Origin of the sequence: Streptomyces sulfonofaciens (assembly GCF_014656295.1) — a bacterium.
In the GTDB taxonomy this organism is placed as follows: Bacteria; Actinomycetota; Actinomycetes; order Streptomycetales; family Streptomycetaceae; genus Streptomyces; species Streptomyces sulfonofaciens.
The window spans coordinates 93,556-111,137 of record NZ_BNCD01000010.1; the positions used below are offsets into that span (position 1 = coordinate 93,556).

Consider the following 17,582-nt stretch of genomic DNA (forward strand, 5'->3'; position numbering starts at 1 on the left):
CCCTCGGCCAGGGGCTACTTCGTCCAGTCCGCCCAGGACATGTTCCAGCCATTGAGGCCGTTGTCCGGCTGGATCTGCTTGTCCGGGGAGTTCTTCACGATGACGACGTCGCCGATGAGCGAGTGGTCGTAGAACCAGGCGGCCGGCTGCTTCTTGTCCCAGGCTCCCTTCACGTCCCTCAGGCCCACGCAGCCGTGGCTGGCGTTGTAGTTCCCGAAGGCGCCGCCCGACCAGTAGTTGCCGTGGATGAAGGTGCCCGACGTCGACAGGCGCATGGCGTGCGGCACGTCCTTGATGTCGTACTCGCCGCCGAAGCCGACCGTCTCGCCGTTCATACGGGTCACCCGGTACTTCTCGCTGATCACCATCTGGCCGTTGTACGTGGTGTGGCCGGTGCCGCCTGCGGTGATCGGGACCTTCCTGACGACCTTGCCGTCCCGCTCGACGGTCATCATGTGCTTCTCGGCGTCGACGGTGGAGACCTGGGCCCGGCCGATCGTGAAGGTCACCGACTTGGCCTGGGTGCCGTACACGCCCGGCCGCCCCTCCACACCGTCGAGGTCGAGCGCGGCGGTGACCTTGGTACCGGGCTTCCAGTAGTGCTCGGGACGGAAGTCGAGGCGGTCGTTGCCGAACCAGTGGCCCTTGACGGGCACGGACGGCTCGGTGGTGATGCGGATCGACCTCGCCACGTCCTCCGGGTGGGTGATGCCACGGGTGAAGTGCAGCGAGAACGGCATGCCGACGCCGACCTCGGAGCCGTCCTCCGGGGTGAAGATCCCGACGAACGTGTTCTTCGGCCGCAGGGTCTTGAAGGTGGACTTCCCGGTCGTCCGGGCGCCCTCCGCGTTCTTCGCACTGGCCCGGACGGTGTACGTGGTCGCCGACGCCAGGTGGCCCTCGGGCCGCCAGCTCCTGCCGTCGTCCGCGACGGTGCCCTCGACCGGGTGCCCCTTGGCGTCCTCGACCGTGACACCGGTCAGCTTTCCGCCGGACGCGCTGACCCTGAGGTCTCCGGTGGTGTCGACGGAGTCCGCGCCGTCCTTCGGGCTGATCGTCACCACGGCCTTCGGCGCCGGCGGCCTCTTCGCGCCCCCGCCGTCCTTGCCGCCGTCCGAGGAGTCGGCGCCGCTGCAGGCGGTGACGAGCACCAGCGCGGCGCCGAGCAGCAGGGCCCAGGGCCCCGTGCGACCGCGGTGTGCCACGCGCCGGTCCGCGCCGCGCCGTTCATCCGCCGCTCCCCCGGATATCGGTCGCCCCTCCACGATGTCTCTCCCCTCGACCCGCCCGGCCCAACTCGCCACCCGCGCAGTGCCCCGCGGGCCCCGCACACCGCGTCAATTAATCACATCGGTTTGCTTGCAGGGTCCCCGCGTTGGTCACCGTTCAGTCTCGACAGGGGAGTTGGGCACGGCGGTCGGGGCCGGTGTGCGGCACTTGAGCGCATACGCGACGGCAACGACCACCGCAGCCTCGACCGCAACCACGGGCGGGCCGGGACCGCCGTTTCCCTCGACTCAGACCGCGCCGGCGCGCCACTGGCGCCAGCTCATGTTCCAGCCGCTGAGGCCGTTGCCGGGGTCTACCTGACTGTCCTGCGAGTTCACCACCTCGATCACGTCCCCGATGAGGCTGCGGTCGAAGAACCAGCCCGCGGGTGTGCTGGAGCTGCCGCCCTTGACGTCGCGCAGGCCCACACAGCCGTGGCTGACGTTGTCGGTGCCGAAGACCCCTTCGGCCCAGTAGTTGCCGTGCAGGAAGGTGCCCGAGGAGGTGAGGCGCATGGCGTGCGGCACGTCCGGGATGTCGTACTCGCCACCGAAGCCGACCGTGCGGCCGTCCATGCGGGTGACCTCCATCATCTCGCTGACCACCATCTTTCCGTTGTAGGTGGTGGACGTCGGGGCGCCCGCGGTGATGGGCAGGGTGCCGATGAGCCGCCCGTCGCGCCGGACCTGCATGGTGTGCGCGGCGGCGTCCACCCGGCTCACCTGGCTGCGCCCGACGGTGAACGCGATCGTCTTGTACTGGAGCCCGTACACACCCGGCGACGCCGCCACATCGCGCAGCCGCAGTTGCACCCTGACCCTGGTGCCCGGTTTCCAGTAGTGCTCGGGGCGGAAGTCGAGCCGGGAGCGGCCGAACCAGTGCGGGGCCACGGGCACCGGGGGCCGGGAGACGACCCGGACGGCGCGCTGTACCGCGGCGCGGTCGCGGATCGGGCGGTTGAACTCCAGCGACACGATCATCCCGGTGCCGACCGTGGCCCGGTTCTCCGGAGTGACGTACCCGATGAAGCGGCGGTCGGGGACCACGGTGCGGAAGGAGGCGTGCCGGGCCGCCCGGCGACCGTGGCCGTCCAGCGCCACGGCGTCGATGGTGTAGCGCGCGGCCGTCGCAAGCCGGCCGCGGCCGAGGGGCCGCCAGGTCAGGCCGTCCGCGGAGACCCGGCCCGGCACCTTGTACCGCTGGGCGTCCTGGTAGCGCATGACCCGTACCGACTCCAGACGGCCGCTGCGCACCTGAACGCCGATCCGCCGGCCCACCGGGACGTTCCCCCTGCCGTCGCCCGGGGTGACCGCGATGACGTCGGCGGGCGTGCGCGACGTGCCGAGCAGTGCGGCCGTGCTGCATCCCACGGCCGAGGCCAGCAGGGCGGCCCCGCCGAGCACGGCCGCCAGTACGAGTCCTGCGCGCGGCGCGCGCATCAGTACGCCAATCACGCCCGGCCCAACGACGGGTTGCCCCGGGGGAAACGTAGATGCCCCCCGAGTGCCCCGGCAGAACACCGAAGAGGACGACACCCGCCCGGCGGACACGCACCCGGGCCGCCGCGGTTCCGTCCCCCGTCCGGACGATGGGCCGGCCTCCCGGTGCTCCAGGACGTCGTCCGCCGTTTGCGCCCGGCCGCTGCGCCTGGCCGCTGCGCCACGCCCGGGCCCACGGGACCGGCGTGGCGCGCACCGTCGCCGGCTACTCGCCCGCCGAGCCCAGGATCCCCCGGTCGTACGCCACCGCAACCGCCGCGGCGCGATCGCTGGCGCCGAGCTTGGCGTAGATATGGGTGAGGTGGGTCTTGACCGTGGCCTCGCTGATGAAGAGCACCCGGGCTATCTCGCGGTTGGAGGTGCCCTTGGCCACCAGCGCGAGTACTTCGCGCTCGCGGGAGGAGAGCGTCTCGCCGCCCTGGGACTGGGGCGGGGTGCGGACCACGGAGACGAGTCGGGAGGCGATGGCGGGCGAGAGCACCGTACGGCCCTCCGCGGCGGCACGCACGGCGGTGAACAGCTCGTCGCGCGGGGCGTCCTTCAGGAGGTAGCCGGTGGCACCCGCTTCGATGGCGGAGAGGGTGTCGGAGTCCGTGTCATAGGTGGTGAGCACGAGGACCTTGGCACGCGCCCCTCTGCGGGACAGCTCCTTTATGGCCTCGACGCCGCCGCCGCCCGGCATCCTCAGATCCATCAGGACGACATCGGGATCAAGCCGGGCCACGAGGTCGACCGCCTCCACGCCGTTCGCCGCCTCGCCCAGCACGGTGAAGTCCACGACGGACTCGAACATGCCGCGCAGGCCGTTCCGTACGACCGGATGGTCGTCGACGACGAGGAGGCTGATCGCCGGGAGCGGGGGACGCTGGGCCTCCTCCCGGGCGGAAGCCGGAGCACAGGCGCCGGGAGCCGGTTCCGGTACACGCGAAGCCCGAGCCGGAGGTACGGACGGTGCCGAGGCCCGCGGTGCGCAGGCCGGTGCCGGTGGGGCGGGCTGCTGTCCTGGGGCTGTGTCAGGTGGCGCGGCGGGACGGCGGTGGTCGGGCGCTGGTGGGGCGGCCTCGGGTCCGCAGGCCGCCGGCGGCCGGGCAGGGTCCGTCCCGTCCGTCATCGCGCTGCCGGCCGGTGCTCCCCCCGGACCCTGGGCGCGTGTGTCATCGGTCATGGCGGACCAACGGTACGCGAGCGGAGACCGCGGTGCCGTGTCCCGGCTCGGACTCCACGCACAGGGTGCCCGCTATCCGCTCGGCACGCACGCGCATGCCGTCGAGTCCGAAGCCGCCGGTGCCGGACCGGCGCGGCAGGGAGAGCGGGTCGAAGCCGCGGCCGTCGTCGCGGACGTCGAGCGTCACCTCGTCGTCCATGTAGGAGAGGGTCACGCCCACCCGGGCGGCGTCGGAGTGTCTGGCCGCGTTGGCCAATGCCTCCTGGGTGATCCTCAGCAGGGTGGCCGCGACCTCGTCGTGCAGGGGCTGGGCGGTACCGGTGACGGTGAACGCGGAGGGCATGCCCTCGCGGGCCGCCCACTCGAAGACCGTCTTCTCCAGGGCCTCGGGCAAGGCGTCGTGCTCAAGGGCGGCCGGGGCGAGGTTCTGCACCGAACGGCGGGCCTCACCGAGGCTGTAACGGGCCAGCTTCGCGGCCTGCTCCAGGTGTTCGAGGGCCACATCGGGTTCTGTGGCGCCCATGACGACCTGCAACTGGGCGATGATGCCGGTCAGGCCCTGCGCGATGGTGTCGTGGATCTCGGCCGCCAGCCGCCGCCGCTCGTCGGCGACGCCCGCCTCGCGGGCCTGGACGAGCAGTTGGGCGTGGAGGGCGGCGTTCTCGTCGAGGGCCTGCTGGAGGCGGGTGTTGGCCCGCTCCAGCTCCTCGATGGTGCGGGCCTGGAGGTGGTTGCGCTCCTCCTCCTTGGCGCCCATCTGGCCGAAGATGATGACCAGGACGACGTTGAAGCCGAGCATCGCCCCGAACAGCACCCAGGAGACCGGCCCCGCCGGAGGCAGCCCTCCGGCCTGCGCGCCCGCCAGCGTGACGGCGGTCGCGAACAGGCCGATCTTCATCCGTCGGACCGGCAGCAGCCGCTCCGCCCCGAAGTAGCCCGAGACGGCATAGAGCGACATGAAGGGGTTCACCCAGGAGAGGGCGAAACCGAGCGCCCAGCGCACGGCGTAGTAGCGCACGGTGGTGCGGGAGGGAGCCCTGTGGGACGGGCTGACCGTGTACCACCACACCTGGAGGACGAGCGCGGCACCGGCCAGCGGCAGGGCTGCCACCCGGCCGGCCGGGCTCATGACCAGGTCGGCGGTGGCGAGTGAGACCAGCATGCCAGCGGCAAGCAGGAGCGAAGGCCCCAAGCGGTCGAACTGCGCCCGGCGCCGCTCGACCACCGCGGCGGCCCGGCCGAGGGCCGCCACCTCGCTGACGGCCGACCCGCCGCGGACGGGGGCGGCGGCCGCGGCACCACCGGGCTGGCCACCACCCGTCCGGGCACCGGCGGCCCCCGCACCGACGGTCCGCGCACCGCTTTCCCGGGTACCGGCGGCCTCCGCCCCGCTGGGCGGGCCCGAGGTCCTCGTACTCCTCCCCATGGGGTCAGTCTGCGCCACGGAGCCGACCGGGCCCATCGCCTCGGCGGGTGCTCTTTCGTACGTCAGGTCGGTGGGCATCGGGTCACTCCCAGCGGAACCAGCGCGCTGCGGCCGTGGAGAGCACCACCGCCCATACCGCCAGGACACCGAGATGGGCCCAGGACGGCCAGTCGCCCGAGGCCGCCTGGTCGAGTGCCTGCGCCGCGGCACCGAAGGGGGTGAGCTCGACGACGCGGGCCAGGGTGCCGGGCATGGCGCGCACCGGCAGCCAGACCCCGGCGCAGAACATCATCGGGAAGAACACCACGGACCCGATCGCACCCGCGATCTTCGAGGTGCGCGAGAGGGCCGAGACCAACGCTCCCAGCGCCAGTGCCGCGAGCACCGCGAGCAGCAGGGCCAGGGCGTACCCGAACGCCTGCCGGGGCAGGGCGACGTCGAAGGCGAGGCGGCCCACCGCGAGGCTGAGGCAGGTGGAGACGACGGCGGCCGCCCCGTGCAGACCCATCTGGGTGCCGAGCAGGGCACCCGGGCGCACCGGCGTGGTGGACATGCGGCGCAGGATGCCCCGCTCCCGGTAGCCCGTCACGACCGGCGGCATCGACTGCAGACCTGACACGATCATGGAGAGCAGTACCGACACCGGGACGTAGGCGTCCACCAGGCGGATGCCGCCGAGGCCCGGATCGGGGTCCCGGAAGGACGGGATGCAGCCGAGTACCACCAGCAGGAGCGTGGGGAAGCCGAGGATCCAGAAGATGCCCGCCGGCTCCCGTCCGAACAGCCTGGCCTCGGTCCTCAGCACGGCGCGCCATGGACGCGCGCCGCGCGGGGCGGCCGGGTCGGTGACGGTGGCGGTGGTCATGCTCAGGCTCCTGTCAGGTCGAGGAACGCGTCGTCGAGTGTGGCGTCGGCGACGCGGAGCTGGTGGGCGGTGATGTGGTGGCGGGCCAGCAGGGTGACGACGGCGTTGACCGTCTCGTCGGTGCCGCTGAGCGTGATCCGGCCGTCCTTGGACTGGACGGACCCCACCTGCGGCAGCGCGGCCAGCACGGCGTGCTCCAGCGGAGAGGAGGGGGTGAAGGAGATCGTGGTCGAACTTGCGGCACGGCCTATCAGGCCGGCCGGGGTGTCCAGCGCGGCGACCCTGCCCCGGTCGATGACCGCGATCCGGTCGCAGAGACGCTGGGCCTCCTCCATGAAATGGGTGACCAGCAGGACGGTGACACCGCCTGTCCTGATCTCTTCTATGAGCTCCCAGGTGTCCCGCCGGGCTCGGGGGTCGAGGCCGGTCGTCAGCTCGTCGAGAACGACGACGCGGGGTCTGCCGATCAGGGCGAGCGCGATGAACAGCCGCTGCTTCTGGCCTCCGGAGAGCCTGCCGAAGCGGGTGGCCAGCCTCTCCGTCAGCCCGAGCCGCTCGGCCAGCGGGCGCCAGTCGGCCGGGGACGGGTAGAACGCCGCATACAGCTCCAGCGCCTCGCGCACGGTGAGCTTCGCCTGTAGCTCGCTCTCCTGGAGCTGGGCGCCGAGTATCCGGGTGACCGCCGCGTGCTCGGCGACCGGGTCGAGGCCGGCTACGCGGATCCGCCCGGTGTCGGGGACGCGCAGACCCTCGATGCACTCGACCGTGGTGGTCTTGCCCGCGCCGTTCGGACCGAGGATGCCGAAGATCTCGCCTTCCTCGACGACGAAGGAGACTCCGTCGACGACGGTCCGGCCGGCGTACGACTTCGTGAGGGACTGCACTTCGATGATCGGGTGCGGGCCCGATCCGCCGGCCGCGGTCGGCGTGGTGTGGGTGACGGGCGTGTTCGGCATGATTCGAGGATCCCGGCGACGACCCCGCCACCACATCGCCCATTGCGCTAAAGGCCCGCATCGTCCGATCGGTTGATACGCCCATACGACCTCGCCGCGGGGCCGTACGGCCCCGCGGCCCGGACGCCCACCGGGCGAGGCCCCGCACCCGGCCCGGCGGTGCGGGTGCCCTGGAGCCTGCCGGGCCGGCGCCGGGGGCCGCGCGACGGGCCGGGAACCCGGCCGTGCGTGGCAAGGCGCGTCCGGCTGGGGCGCAAGGGCGCGATCCGGACGGCGGCACGCGGCCTCCGGTGGCCTAGGACCAGCGGACGAGCCCGGTCCGCCCAAGGCCGGGTCAAAACTCGGTGGGCGCTGTCAGTGGCAAACCGTAGGCTCGCCACTGATGTCCGAGAGCCCAGCACCGACGCTGCCCCCCGAGCCCGCCCCCGAGTCGACAGGGACCACCGGGGTCGCATCCCCTGCGCCTCCCGCGCCCGTGCCCGCGCCCGCCAGGGGCCACTCCACGGCGCGGTCGCTGGTGCGGCTGTGGCCCCAGGTGCGCCGGGTGCGCAGCCGGCTGTCCGCCGCGGCGGTCGTCGCGATCGCCGCGTCCAGCGTGGGCCTGGTGATCCCGCTCGTGCTGAAGTGGATCGTCGACGGCCCGGTGGCGCACCGGGACCCGGGCGGCGTCTGGCTCGGCGCGCTGTACCTCCTGCTGCTCGGCCTCGCCGAGGCGGTCCTCTTCGGACTGCGCCGCTGGCTGGTGGCGCGCCCGCTCGCGGGAGTGGAGGCGCGGATGCGCGGCGACCTCTACCGCCACCTCCAGCGGCTGCCGGTCGCCTTCCACGACCGCTGGGCCTCGGGGCAGTTGCTGTCGCGGGGCACCACGGACCTGATGCTGCTGCGCATGTTCCTCGCCTTCCCGCTGACGTTCCTGCTGGTGAACGGGGCGACCATCCTGATCGGCATGGCGATCCTGCTGGCCCAGCAGTGGACGCTCGGGCTGGTCCTGCTGGCCCCCGCGGTACCGCTCATGGTGGTGTGCGCGTACTTCGAGACGCGGTACTCGTCCGTGGCGCGCCGGGCGCAGGACCAGGTGGGCGATCTGACGACGGTCGTCGAGGAGGGCGTGCTCGGCATCAGGATCATCAAGGGGTTCGGCCGGCACCGCAGCCAGGCACGGGCCTTCCGCGCCCTCGCGCACACCCTGCGGGGCACGGAGCTGGCCAAGGCCCGGCTGCTCGCCGCGATCTGGGCCGTCATCATGACGCTGCCCGAGCTGGCCATCGGCGCCGCGCTCGTCCTCGGCACCCTCCAGGTCGCGGACGGCACCGTCTCCACGGGCACCCTGGTGGCCTTCCTCTCCACCGCGCTGGCGCTGCGCTGGCCGATCGAGTCGATCGGCTTCCTGCTGGCCATGACCCAGGAGTCGGCGACCGCCACGGAACGCTACTTCGAGGTGATGGACGAGGAGGAGGAACAGGAGACGCCGGAGCCCGCGCGGAACCCCTCCGGCACGGCGGCCGCCGCCGCGGTCTCCCCCGGCGCCGCCCCGACGGCCGCCGCGGTACCCGGAGCGTCCTCGTCCGCCGCCGGCCTCCGGTTCGAATCCGTCGCGTTCCGCTTCCCCGACGCCCCGCCCAGCGCGCCCCCGGTGCTGCGGCACATCGACCTGCACATCGCGCCCGGTGAGACCATGGCCCTGGTGGGCGCCACCGGCAGCGGCAAGACGACCCTCACCGCGCTCGTCCCGCGGCTGCACGAACCGACGGCAGGCCGCATCACCCTGGACGGCGAGGACATCACGGCGATTCCCCGGGAGCGCCTGCGGTCACTGGTCGCCGTCGCCTTCGAGGACCCCACCCTGTTCTCGGCCAGCGTCGCGGAGAACGTCCTGATGGGCGCGGCGGACACCGCGGGCGAGGCGGAACTGCGCAGGGCCCTGTCGGTGGCCCAGGCCGAGTTCGTCCACGACCTCCCGGACGGCGCCGCCACCCAGGTGGGTGAGCAGGGACTGAGCCTGTCCGGCGGCCAGCGGCAGCGGTTGGCGCTGGCCAGGGCGGTGGTCGGCCGCCCCCGCTTCCTCGTTCTCGACGACCCGCTGTCCGCGCTCGACGTGCACACGGAGGCGCTGGTCGAGGCGGCCCTGCGCCGTGTGCTGGCGGACACCACGGCCCTCGTCGTCGCGCACCGCCCCTCCACCGTGCTGCTCGCCGACCGCGTCGCCCTCCTCGACGAGGGCCGGATCACCGCCGTGGGCACCCACCAGGAACTCCTGCGCACCAACGCCACCTACGCGTGGTTGATGTCCGCCACCGACCCCGAGGAGACCGCGAACACCGGGGACACCGGGGCTGCCGGGGCTGCCGGGGCTGCCGAAGACCCCGCGGAGGCCGGAGCCCGGACCGGCCACCCCCCGAACGCCTCAGGTGCTTCGGACACCGCGGGTGCTTCGGACACCGCGGGTGCTTCGGACACCGCGGAGCCCGCAGAGACCGCGGTCACCCGTCGGACCGCCACCAGCGCCTCCGCACCCGCTCCGGCCCCCGCGCGCACCACCACGCTCGCCGCCGCGCCCGAGCGAGCGCCGACCCCGGCCGGACACGCACCGGCCTCCGTCCCCGCATCCGCCCCCGCAGAGAAGAAGGACCGATGACCACGGCGTCCACCAGCACCGCACCGGATGCCGACGGCGGCGACGGAAACGGAACCGGAACCGGAGCCACCGCGGCCGTCACCCCCGCATCCGCCGCACCCGCCTCCGCACCCGCGCCCGTAGCCCCCGCCGGCGGCCGTACCGCCGGCGGCACCACCAAGCCCGGGGCAGGTGCGCCGAAGGCGGCCGGGGAGAGCGGCGACCCCTTCGACCGCGACGCGCTGCCGACCCCCGAAGGGGCGACCGGCACCCTCCTGCGCTCCCTGCTCGCACCACTGCGCGCCCGGGTGGCGGTCGTCACCGTCCTGCTGCTGCTCCAGCAGGCGGCCGTGCAGATCGGCCCGCTGCTCGTCGCCTACGCCATCGACCGCGGCGCACCGGCGGCCCGGGACCACGACTACGGCCCGCTGGCCGCGGTCGGCATCGGGTACGCACTGTGCGCCCTGGCCGCAGGCGGCCTCCAGTACGCGTTCATCATCACCTCCGCGCGCGTGAACCAGGACGTGCTGCTGGACCTGCGCGGCCGGATCTTCCGGCACGCGCAGGCCCTGAGCGTCGACTTCCACGAGCGCTACACCTCGGGCCGGCTGATCGCGCGATCCACCACGGACGTCGAGTCGCTGCGCGAACTCCTCAGCGAGGGGCTGCAGGAGCTCATCACCGTCATCCTGTCCTTCGTCTACATCTCGGCCATGCTGCTCTGGCTCGACCTCGGCCTGGGCACGGTCGCGGTGCTCTCCTTCGTCCCGCTGTACCTGCTGGTCCGTACGTACCGCCGGCGCGCCGGGCGGATCTTCGCGCTGCGCTCCACGGCGATCGCCGCCGTCATCGTGAAGTTCACGGAGACGATGAACGGCATCCGCCCGGTGCGCGCATTCCGCCGTGAGGACGCGAACGACGCCGCCTTCCACGCGCTCAACCACCGCCACGAACGGCTCAACGGCGACTCCATGCTGGAGATGGCCCGCTATGTCGTCGGTTCGCGCCTGGTCGCCAACACGGCGATCGCCGCGATCGTGCTCTGGGGCGCCTACCGGGTCGCGGGCGGATCGCTTGAGCTGGGTGTGCTGGCGGCCGCGGTGCTGTACCTGCGGCGGCTGTACGACCCGATCGACCGGCTGGGGATGTTCCTGAACTCCTACCAGTCCGCCGCGGCCTCCCTGGAGAAGATCGCGGGCCTGCTGGCCCAGACCCCGTCCGTGCCGGAGCCCGGGTCCCCCAAGCCCCTGCCGGGCCGGGAGGCGGACCGTCCGGGGCGTGCCGTGGACTTCGAGGGTGTGCGTTTCGCGTACCGCACGGGTGGTGAGGTGCTGCCGCGCTTCGACCTGAGCATCCCGGCCGGCCAGACGGTCGCCGTGGTGGGCTCGACCGGTGCGGGCAAGTCGACCCTGGCCAAGCTGCTCGCCCGGTTCTACGACCCCACCGAGGGCCGCGTGCTGCTCGACGGCACGGACCTGCGCGACCTCACGGTTCCCGACCTGCGGCGCGGCGTGGTGATGGTGACCCAGGAGGCCTTCCTGTTCTCCGGCACCGTCGCGGAGAACATCGCCATCGGCCGCCCGGATGCCACCCGGGAGGAGATCGAGCGGGCCGCGAAGGCGATCGGCGCACACGACTTCATCGCCTCGCTCCCGGACGGCTACGACACCGACGTACGCAAGCGCGGCGGTCGCATCTCCGCCGGTCAGCGGCAGCTTGTGGCCTTCGCCCGGGCCCTGCTCGCCGATCCGGCGGTGCTGATCCTGGACGAGGCGACGAGTTCGCTGGACATCCCGGGCGAGCGTGCCGTGCAGCAGGCCATGCACACCGTGCTGCGGGGCCGTACGGCCGTGGTCATCGCCCACCGGCTCTCGACGGTGGAGATCGCCGACCGGGTGCTCGTGATGGCGGACGGCCGCGTCATCGAGGACGGCCCGCCCGCGGAGCTGATCGCGGACACCGGTGCGTTCGCACAGTTGCACCGTGCCTGGCGGGAGAGCGTCGCGGGCTGAACAGCGACGGCCCGACGACAAGCCTCCGGGCCGACGGCCGAGCCCGAGCCCCCGAGCCCCCGAGCATCAAACACCGAACGCCCGAGGGCGCCCGAGGAAGGCCGGGCGGCGGACGACGCGGCACCAGAGAAGCCGACGCCGAGCACAGGACGGCAGAGGCGCACGCCGAACGCCGAGCGGCTAAGGCACGCGGCACACGGCGCAGAGCGGGCGAACGCCACACGGTAAAGGCGCACGGCACACGGCGCAGAGCGGCAAAGGCACACGGCGGGCCCCCGGCGAACGGCAAGGCGCACGGCACAGGGCGCCGAACGGCAAAGGCGCACGGCACACAGCGCTGGGCGGGCCTACGGCGAACGGCGGAGGCACACCGCGGATGCCGAACCGAAGGGCAGACGGCGCGGGACGCAGGAACCCGCCGACGCGCGCCGAACAGCAGTGGCCCGCCGGCCGAGCGACACGCATCGAGCAGCAGCGGCCCACCGGTCGGGGCCCGACGACGCAGGCGGACCCCGGAGGCTGAAACACGCACCCCCTGGACGCCACAGACGCCACAGACACCACAGACGTCGCAGACACCACGACCGAGCCGCCAACAACGGCCCAACCTATCCGGACCAACAGACGGCCCAACCGATCCGGAACTACACAGGCAGCACAGCCGAGCCGGAACACCACAGGCACCACACCCCAGCCCGAACACCACAGGCACCACACCCCAACCCGAGCCCCAGGGCAGCACGGCCAAGCCGGAACAAGCAGGCACCACACCGAGCCGGGACCAACAGGCACCACAGCCCAGCCGAACAACACAGACGCCGCAGCCGCGCCCGAACCACACGCAGCACAACCACACCCGCACACCCACGCAGCACAACCAAACCCGCCCCGGCACACGGCACACGGCACACCCAAACCCGCACACCCACGCAGCACACCCACACCCGCACACCCACGTGGCACAACCGAACTCGCCCGCCCACGCAGCACAACCAAATCCCCCCACCCACGCAGCACAACCGAACCCGCACACCACAGACGCCACATCCCAGCGCGGACGACGGACCGCGCCGGACCAGGCGGCCCATGCCCCCGCACACCCCGCTCACCGGTTTTGCGCCACCCCGACCGCCCCCTCCCTCCCCGTCCGCCTGTGCCGTGGCCACGCTCCGCCCGGGCGCCGCCGACCTCCGTGAACGCTCGCGGCATCGCGGGAAAACGCCCAGCCCACAAGACCAGGAGGTCCGCTTATCGAACACGACCGTCCGGGCAACGGACCTTTTCCGGCCAACCTCTTGATGCGCTCCTGACAATCTCCCGAGGGACTGCCACGCTTCCCCTCAGCCACTACACAGCCCAGGCACAGCTTCTTCACCATTCGGTCGCCGCGTCCGGTCCCGTCCCACCACCGGACTGCCCGAGCCCGGGCTGAACGCACACCCGCACGCACCCGCACATGGTTCCGCCCTGTTCTGCCCGGACGGCCACCCCGCCGTCCGGTCGACCCTGGCCGCGTTCGTCCGGCCACGCAGAAGGAGTCAGTGTTGAGTCACCCGTCCCGTAGAGGCACCACCCGTGGGAGCGCCGCGCGCAGGAGCAGTTCCTCCCGCAGCCACACCTCGCACAGACCGGCCCTCGGCCGCCCGGCCACCGCGGCCGGTGTGTTCGTCGCCATCGCCGCGCTGCTGTCCATCGGCGCCCAGGCGGGCGTGGCCGCCGAGGGAACGGCCGGGAGCAGCCAGGCCACCATCAGCGACCCCGCCCCGGCGCTCGGCAAGGTCGACAAGGGCGCCCTGCCCGTCAGCCTCTCCCCCGACCAGCGCACCGCGCTGATCAAGAAGGCATCCGCGGCCACCGCGGACACCGCCCGCAGGCTCGGCCTCGGCGCCAAGGAGAAGCTGGTCGTACGCGACGTCGTCAAGGACGCGGACGGCACCACCCACACGCGCTACGAGCGCACCTACGACGGCCTGCCCGTGCTCGGCGGCGACCTCGTCGTGGACGCCACGGGCGCCGGCGCGGCCAAGGGCATCACCCCCGCGGTCCGCACCCACCTCGGCACCGTGCGCACCGAGGCCACCGTGCGGCCCGCCACCGCCGAGAAGCAGGCGCTCGGCGCCGCCACGGCGAAGGGCGCGGAGCAGGCCGACACCGACCGGGCGCCGCGCAAGGTGGTCTGGCTGGCGAAGGGCACGCCGGTCCTCGCGTACGAGACCGTGGTCGGCGGCCTTCAGGACGACGGCACTCCGAACCAGTTGCACGTGATCACCGACGCCTCCACCGGCAAGCAGCTCTATAGCTGGCAGGGCATCGAGAACGGCACCGGCAACACCGAGTACAGCGGCACGGTGACGCTCGGCACGCAGCTCTCCGGCTCCACGTACACCCTCACCGACACGGGCCGGGGCAACCACAAGACGTACAACCTCGCGGGCCGCACCTCGGGCACCGGGACGCTCTACTCCGGCTCCGACGACGTCTGGGGCAACGGGCAGCCCACCAACTCCGAGACGGCCGCCGCGGACGCCCACTACGGGGCTGCGCTGACCTGGGACTACTACAAGAACGTGCAGGGCCGCACCGGCATCCGCGGGGACGGCGTCGGCGCGTACTCGCGGGTCCACTACGGGAACCAGTACGTGAACGCGTTCTGGGACGACTCGTGCTTCTGCATGACCTACGGCGACGGCTTCGGCAACACCTCGCCGCTGACCTCGATCGACGTGGCGGCGCACGAGATGTCGCACGGCGTCACCTCGGCCACCGCGGGCCTCAACTACAGCGGTGAGTCCGGCGGGCTGAACGAGGCGACCAGCGACATCTTCGCCAGCGCGGTCGAGTTCTACGCCAACAACCCGTCCGACCCGGGCGACTACCTCATCGGCGAGAAGATCGACATCAACGGCGACGGCACGCCGCTGCGCTACCAGGACAAGCCCAGCAGGGACGGCATCTCGCCGGACTCCTGGTCCTCCGGTCTCGGCGGCCTCGACGTGCACTACTCGTCCGGCCCGGCGAACCACTTCTTCTACCTGCTGTCCGAGGGCAGCGGCGCGAAGGACGTCAACGGCGTGCACTACGACTCGCCGACCGCCGACGGGCTGCCGGTCACCGGCATCGGCCGGGACAAGGCGGCGCTGATCTGGTTCAAGGCGCTGACCACCAAGTTCACCTCGACGACCAACTACGCGGCCGCGCGCAGCGGCACGCTGGCCGTCGCCGGCGAGCTGTACGGCACGAGCTCGGCCGAGTACAAGTCGGTCGCGGACGCCTGGGCGGCCATCAAGGTCGGCTCGCGGCCCGGTGGCGGCGACCCGGGCACCGGCACGACGTTCGAGAGCAACACCCGGGTCACCATCCCGGACCGCGGCACCGGCACCTCGTCCATCACGGTCAGCGGGATCAGCGGCAACGCCCCCAGCGACCTCGCGGTCTCGGTGGACATCGTGCACACCTACCGCGGCGACCTCGTCATCGACCTGGTGGCCCCGAACGGTGCGACGGCCCGTCTGAAGGACGCCGACGGCTTCGATTCCGGCCAGGACGTCCAGGAGACCTACACCGTCGACGGGTCCTCGGTGGCCGCGAACGGCACCTGGAAGCTGCGGGTCCAGGACACCGCGGCGCAGGACACCGGTTACATCAACGGCTGGAAGCTCACCTTCTAGCAGGTCCGCACCGAGCCGTCTCCGACAACGGCGGGGCGCCGCACCCTGGGGTGATTCCCGGGGGCGGCGCCCTCTCGTTTTCTGACCGTCTGTATCCGGAACGTTTCGTTCGTATTGCGTGCACCAGTTGTCATCTGACGGATGATTTCCGGCCAACCTTGGTATGTACCCATGACATGTACGCGCAGTGAATGACAGGCTGCCCGAGCAGATGTACTCCGCACCTCATTGTGTAGCCCCGGAGACCCCCACGTCCCCGGGGACCCCCACGACACCACAGGGAGCCTGCGTGACCCCCCACATATCTCGCAGCGGCAAGATCCTGGCGATCGCCACCACCATCGCCGCCGGCGCACTGATCGCCTCCGGCATCTCCGGCCCCGCCTCCGCCCAGCCGCAGCCGTCCTCGGCAGCCACCCTGGCAGCCGCCCCCATGAGCCTCAGCGCGGCGGCGCACACGGACCTGATCAAGGCCGCCCAGGCCAGGACGGCCGACACGGCGAAGGCGCTCGGTCTGAGCGACAAGGAGAAGCTTGTCGTCAAGGACGTCGTCAAGGACCGCAACGGCACCACCCACACCCGCTACGAGCGCACCTACGACGGTCTGCCCGTGCTCGGCGGCGACCTCGTCGTCCACCAGACCAAGGCCGGCGCGACCAAGAGCGTGACCCGCGCCGCCAAGGGCAGCATCGCGGTGGCCACCGGCGCCGGCACGCTCGCCGCCAAGGCCGCGCCCGAGGGCGCCCGCAAGGTCGTCTGGGCCGCCTCCGGCAAGCCGACCCTGGCGTACGAGAAGGTCGTCACCGGCACGGCGAAGGACGGCACGCCCCAGAAGCTGCACGTCATCACCGACGCCGCCTCCGGCAAGAAGCTCTTCCAGTACGACGCCATCCACACCGGCACCGGTGAGAGCGAGTTCAGCGGCACGGTGGACCTCGGCACCACCAAGAACGGCGACACCTACGAGCTGACCGACGGCGGCCGCGGCGGGCACAGCACGTACAACCTCGACAACGGTGTCTCCGGCAAGGGCACGCTCTTCACGGACGACGACGACAAGTGGGGCGACGGCACGGTCGACGACCCGGCCACCGCCGCCGTCGACGCCGCCTACGGCGCCGGCGAGACATGGGACTACTACAAGAACGTGCACGGCCGCACCGGCATCAACGGTGACGGCAAGGGTGCCTACTCCCGGGTGCACTACGGCGACAACTACGTCAACGCGTTCTGGGACGACTCCTGCTTCTGCATGACCTACGGCGACGGCGCGGGCAACAAGGCGCCGCTGACCGCCCTGGACGTGGCCGCCCACGAGATGAGCCACGGTGTCACCGCCGCCACCGCGGGCCTCATCTACAGCGGTGAGTCCGGTGGCCTGAACGAGGCGACCAGCGACATCTTCGGCACCTCGGTCGAGTTCTACGCCGACAACGCCGAGGACCCGGGCGACTACCTCATCGGCGAGGAGATCGACATCAACGGCGACGGCTCGCCGCTGCGCTACATGGACGAGCCCAGCAAGGACGGCGCCTCCCTGGACGCCTGGAGCTCGGACGCCGGCACCGTGGACGTCCACTACTCCTCCGGCATCGCCAACCACTTCTTCTACCTGCTGTCCGAGGGCAGCGGCGCGAAGGACATCAACGGCGTGCACTACGACTCGCCGACCTCGGACGGCTCCACCGTCACCGGCATCGGCCGGGACAAGGCCGAGCAGATCTGGTACAAGGCCCTGACCGAGTACTTCACGTCGGACACCGACTACGCCGCGGCCCGCGAGGGCACGCTGAGCGCGGCCGCCGACCTGTACGGCGAGGACTCGGCCGAGTACAAGGGCGTCGACGCCGCCTGGGCCGGGGTCAACGTCTCCTGACGCCTCCTCGGCAGCACGGCAGCGCCGTCACGGCACAACGGTGGGCGGCACCCGGAACGCAAGGTTCCGGGTGCCGCCCACCGGCATGTCGGGGCCGCCTCCCACCGGCATGTCGGGGCCCTGCCCCGCCGACGGGTCGGGGCCCCGGTGCGGCCTGGTGACGGGGTGGCGGCGGTCTCCCGCCGGACGGGCGGTGCCGCCGGGCCGCCCGGTGTTCCCGCACCGCCCGGTG

10 protein-coding genes are annotated in these 17,582 nt (G+C 72.3%); 4 read left to right on the forward strand and 6 right to left on the reverse strand.

Going from position 1 to position 17,582, the window contains the following annotated elements; translation table 11 throughout:
• Positions 1 to 14: 14 nt before the first annotated feature.
• The 6 genes from IE313_RS17725 to IE313_RS17750 all read right to left on the reverse strand — a co-directional run bounded on the left by IE313_RS17725 (position 15) and on the right by IE313_RS17750 (position 7,180).
• Positions 15 to 1,265, reverse strand: coding sequence for a L,D-transpeptidase (locus IE313_RS17725; protein WP_189933280.1), 1,251 nt, complete (start codon positions 1,263 to 1,265; stop codon positions 15 to 17).
• Between the two features lie 252 nt (positions 1,266 to 1,517).
• The gene (locus IE313_RS17730) at positions 1,518 to 2,708 is read right to left on the reverse strand and encodes a L,D-transpeptidase (protein WP_189933555.1); all 1,191 of its coding nucleotides are present in this window, start codon (positions 2,706 to 2,708) and stop codon (positions 1,518 to 1,520) included.
• Between the two features lie 265 nt (positions 2,709 to 2,973).
• Positions 2,974 to 3,615 (reverse strand): response regulator, encoded by a 642-nt coding sequence (locus IE313_RS17735; protein WP_268256715.1) that lies wholly within the window; start codon positions 3,613 to 3,615, stop codon positions 2,974 to 2,976.
• A 307-nt stretch (positions 3,616 to 3,922) separates the two neighbouring features.
• The gene (locus IE313_RS17740) at positions 3,923 to 5,437 is read right to left on the reverse strand and encodes a sensor histidine kinase (RefSeq protein ID WP_229924727.1); all 1,515 of its coding nucleotides are present in this window, start codon (positions 5,435 to 5,437) and stop codon (positions 3,923 to 3,925) included.
• Positions 5,438 to 5,441: 4 nt separating this feature from the next.
• A complete protein-coding gene (locus IE313_RS17745) occupies positions 5,442 to 6,224 on the reverse strand; it encodes an ABC transporter permease (protein ID WP_189933284.1) in 783 nt (260 codons plus the stop codon).
• A gap of 2 nt (positions 6,225 to 6,226) precedes the next feature.
• Positions 6,227 to 7,180 (reverse strand): ABC transporter ATP-binding protein, encoded by a 954-nt coding sequence (locus IE313_RS17750; RefSeq protein WP_189933286.1) that lies wholly within the window; start codon positions 7,178 to 7,180, stop codon positions 6,227 to 6,229.
• A gap of 382 nt (positions 7,181 to 7,562) precedes the next feature.
• On the opposite strand from IE313_RS17750, the gene IE313_RS17755 reads away from it, so the two are divergent.
• The 4 genes from IE313_RS17755 (at position 7,563) to IE313_RS17770 (ending at position 17,350) form a co-directional block, all read left to right on the forward strand.
• Complete coding sequence (locus IE313_RS17755; protein ID WP_189933288.1) at positions 7,563 to 9,815, forward strand: ABC transporter ATP-binding protein; 2,253 nt, start codon at positions 7,563 to 7,565, stop codon at positions 9,813 to 9,815.
• Positions 9,812 to 11,806: an ABC transporter ATP-binding protein gene (locus tag IE313_RS17760; RefSeq protein WP_229924728.1), complete on the forward strand. Its 1,995-nt coding sequence runs from the start codon at positions 9,812 to 9,814 to the stop codon at positions 11,804 to 11,806. The genes IE313_RS17755 and IE313_RS17760 overlap by 4 nt, the downstream gene beginning before the upstream one ends.
• A gap of 1,541 nt (positions 11,807 to 13,347) precedes the next feature.
• A complete protein-coding gene (locus IE313_RS17765; RefSeq protein WP_373317019.1) occupies positions 13,348 to 15,474 on the forward strand; it encodes a M4 family metallopeptidase in 2,127 nt (708 codons plus the stop codon).
• Positions 15,475 to 15,763: 289 nt separating this feature from the next.
• Positions 15,764 to 17,350: a M4 family metallopeptidase gene (locus IE313_RS17770; protein WP_189933292.1), complete on the forward strand. Its 1,587-nt coding sequence runs from the start codon at positions 15,764 to 15,766 to the stop codon at positions 17,348 to 17,350.
• Positions 17,351 to 17,582 lie beyond the last annotated feature (232 nt).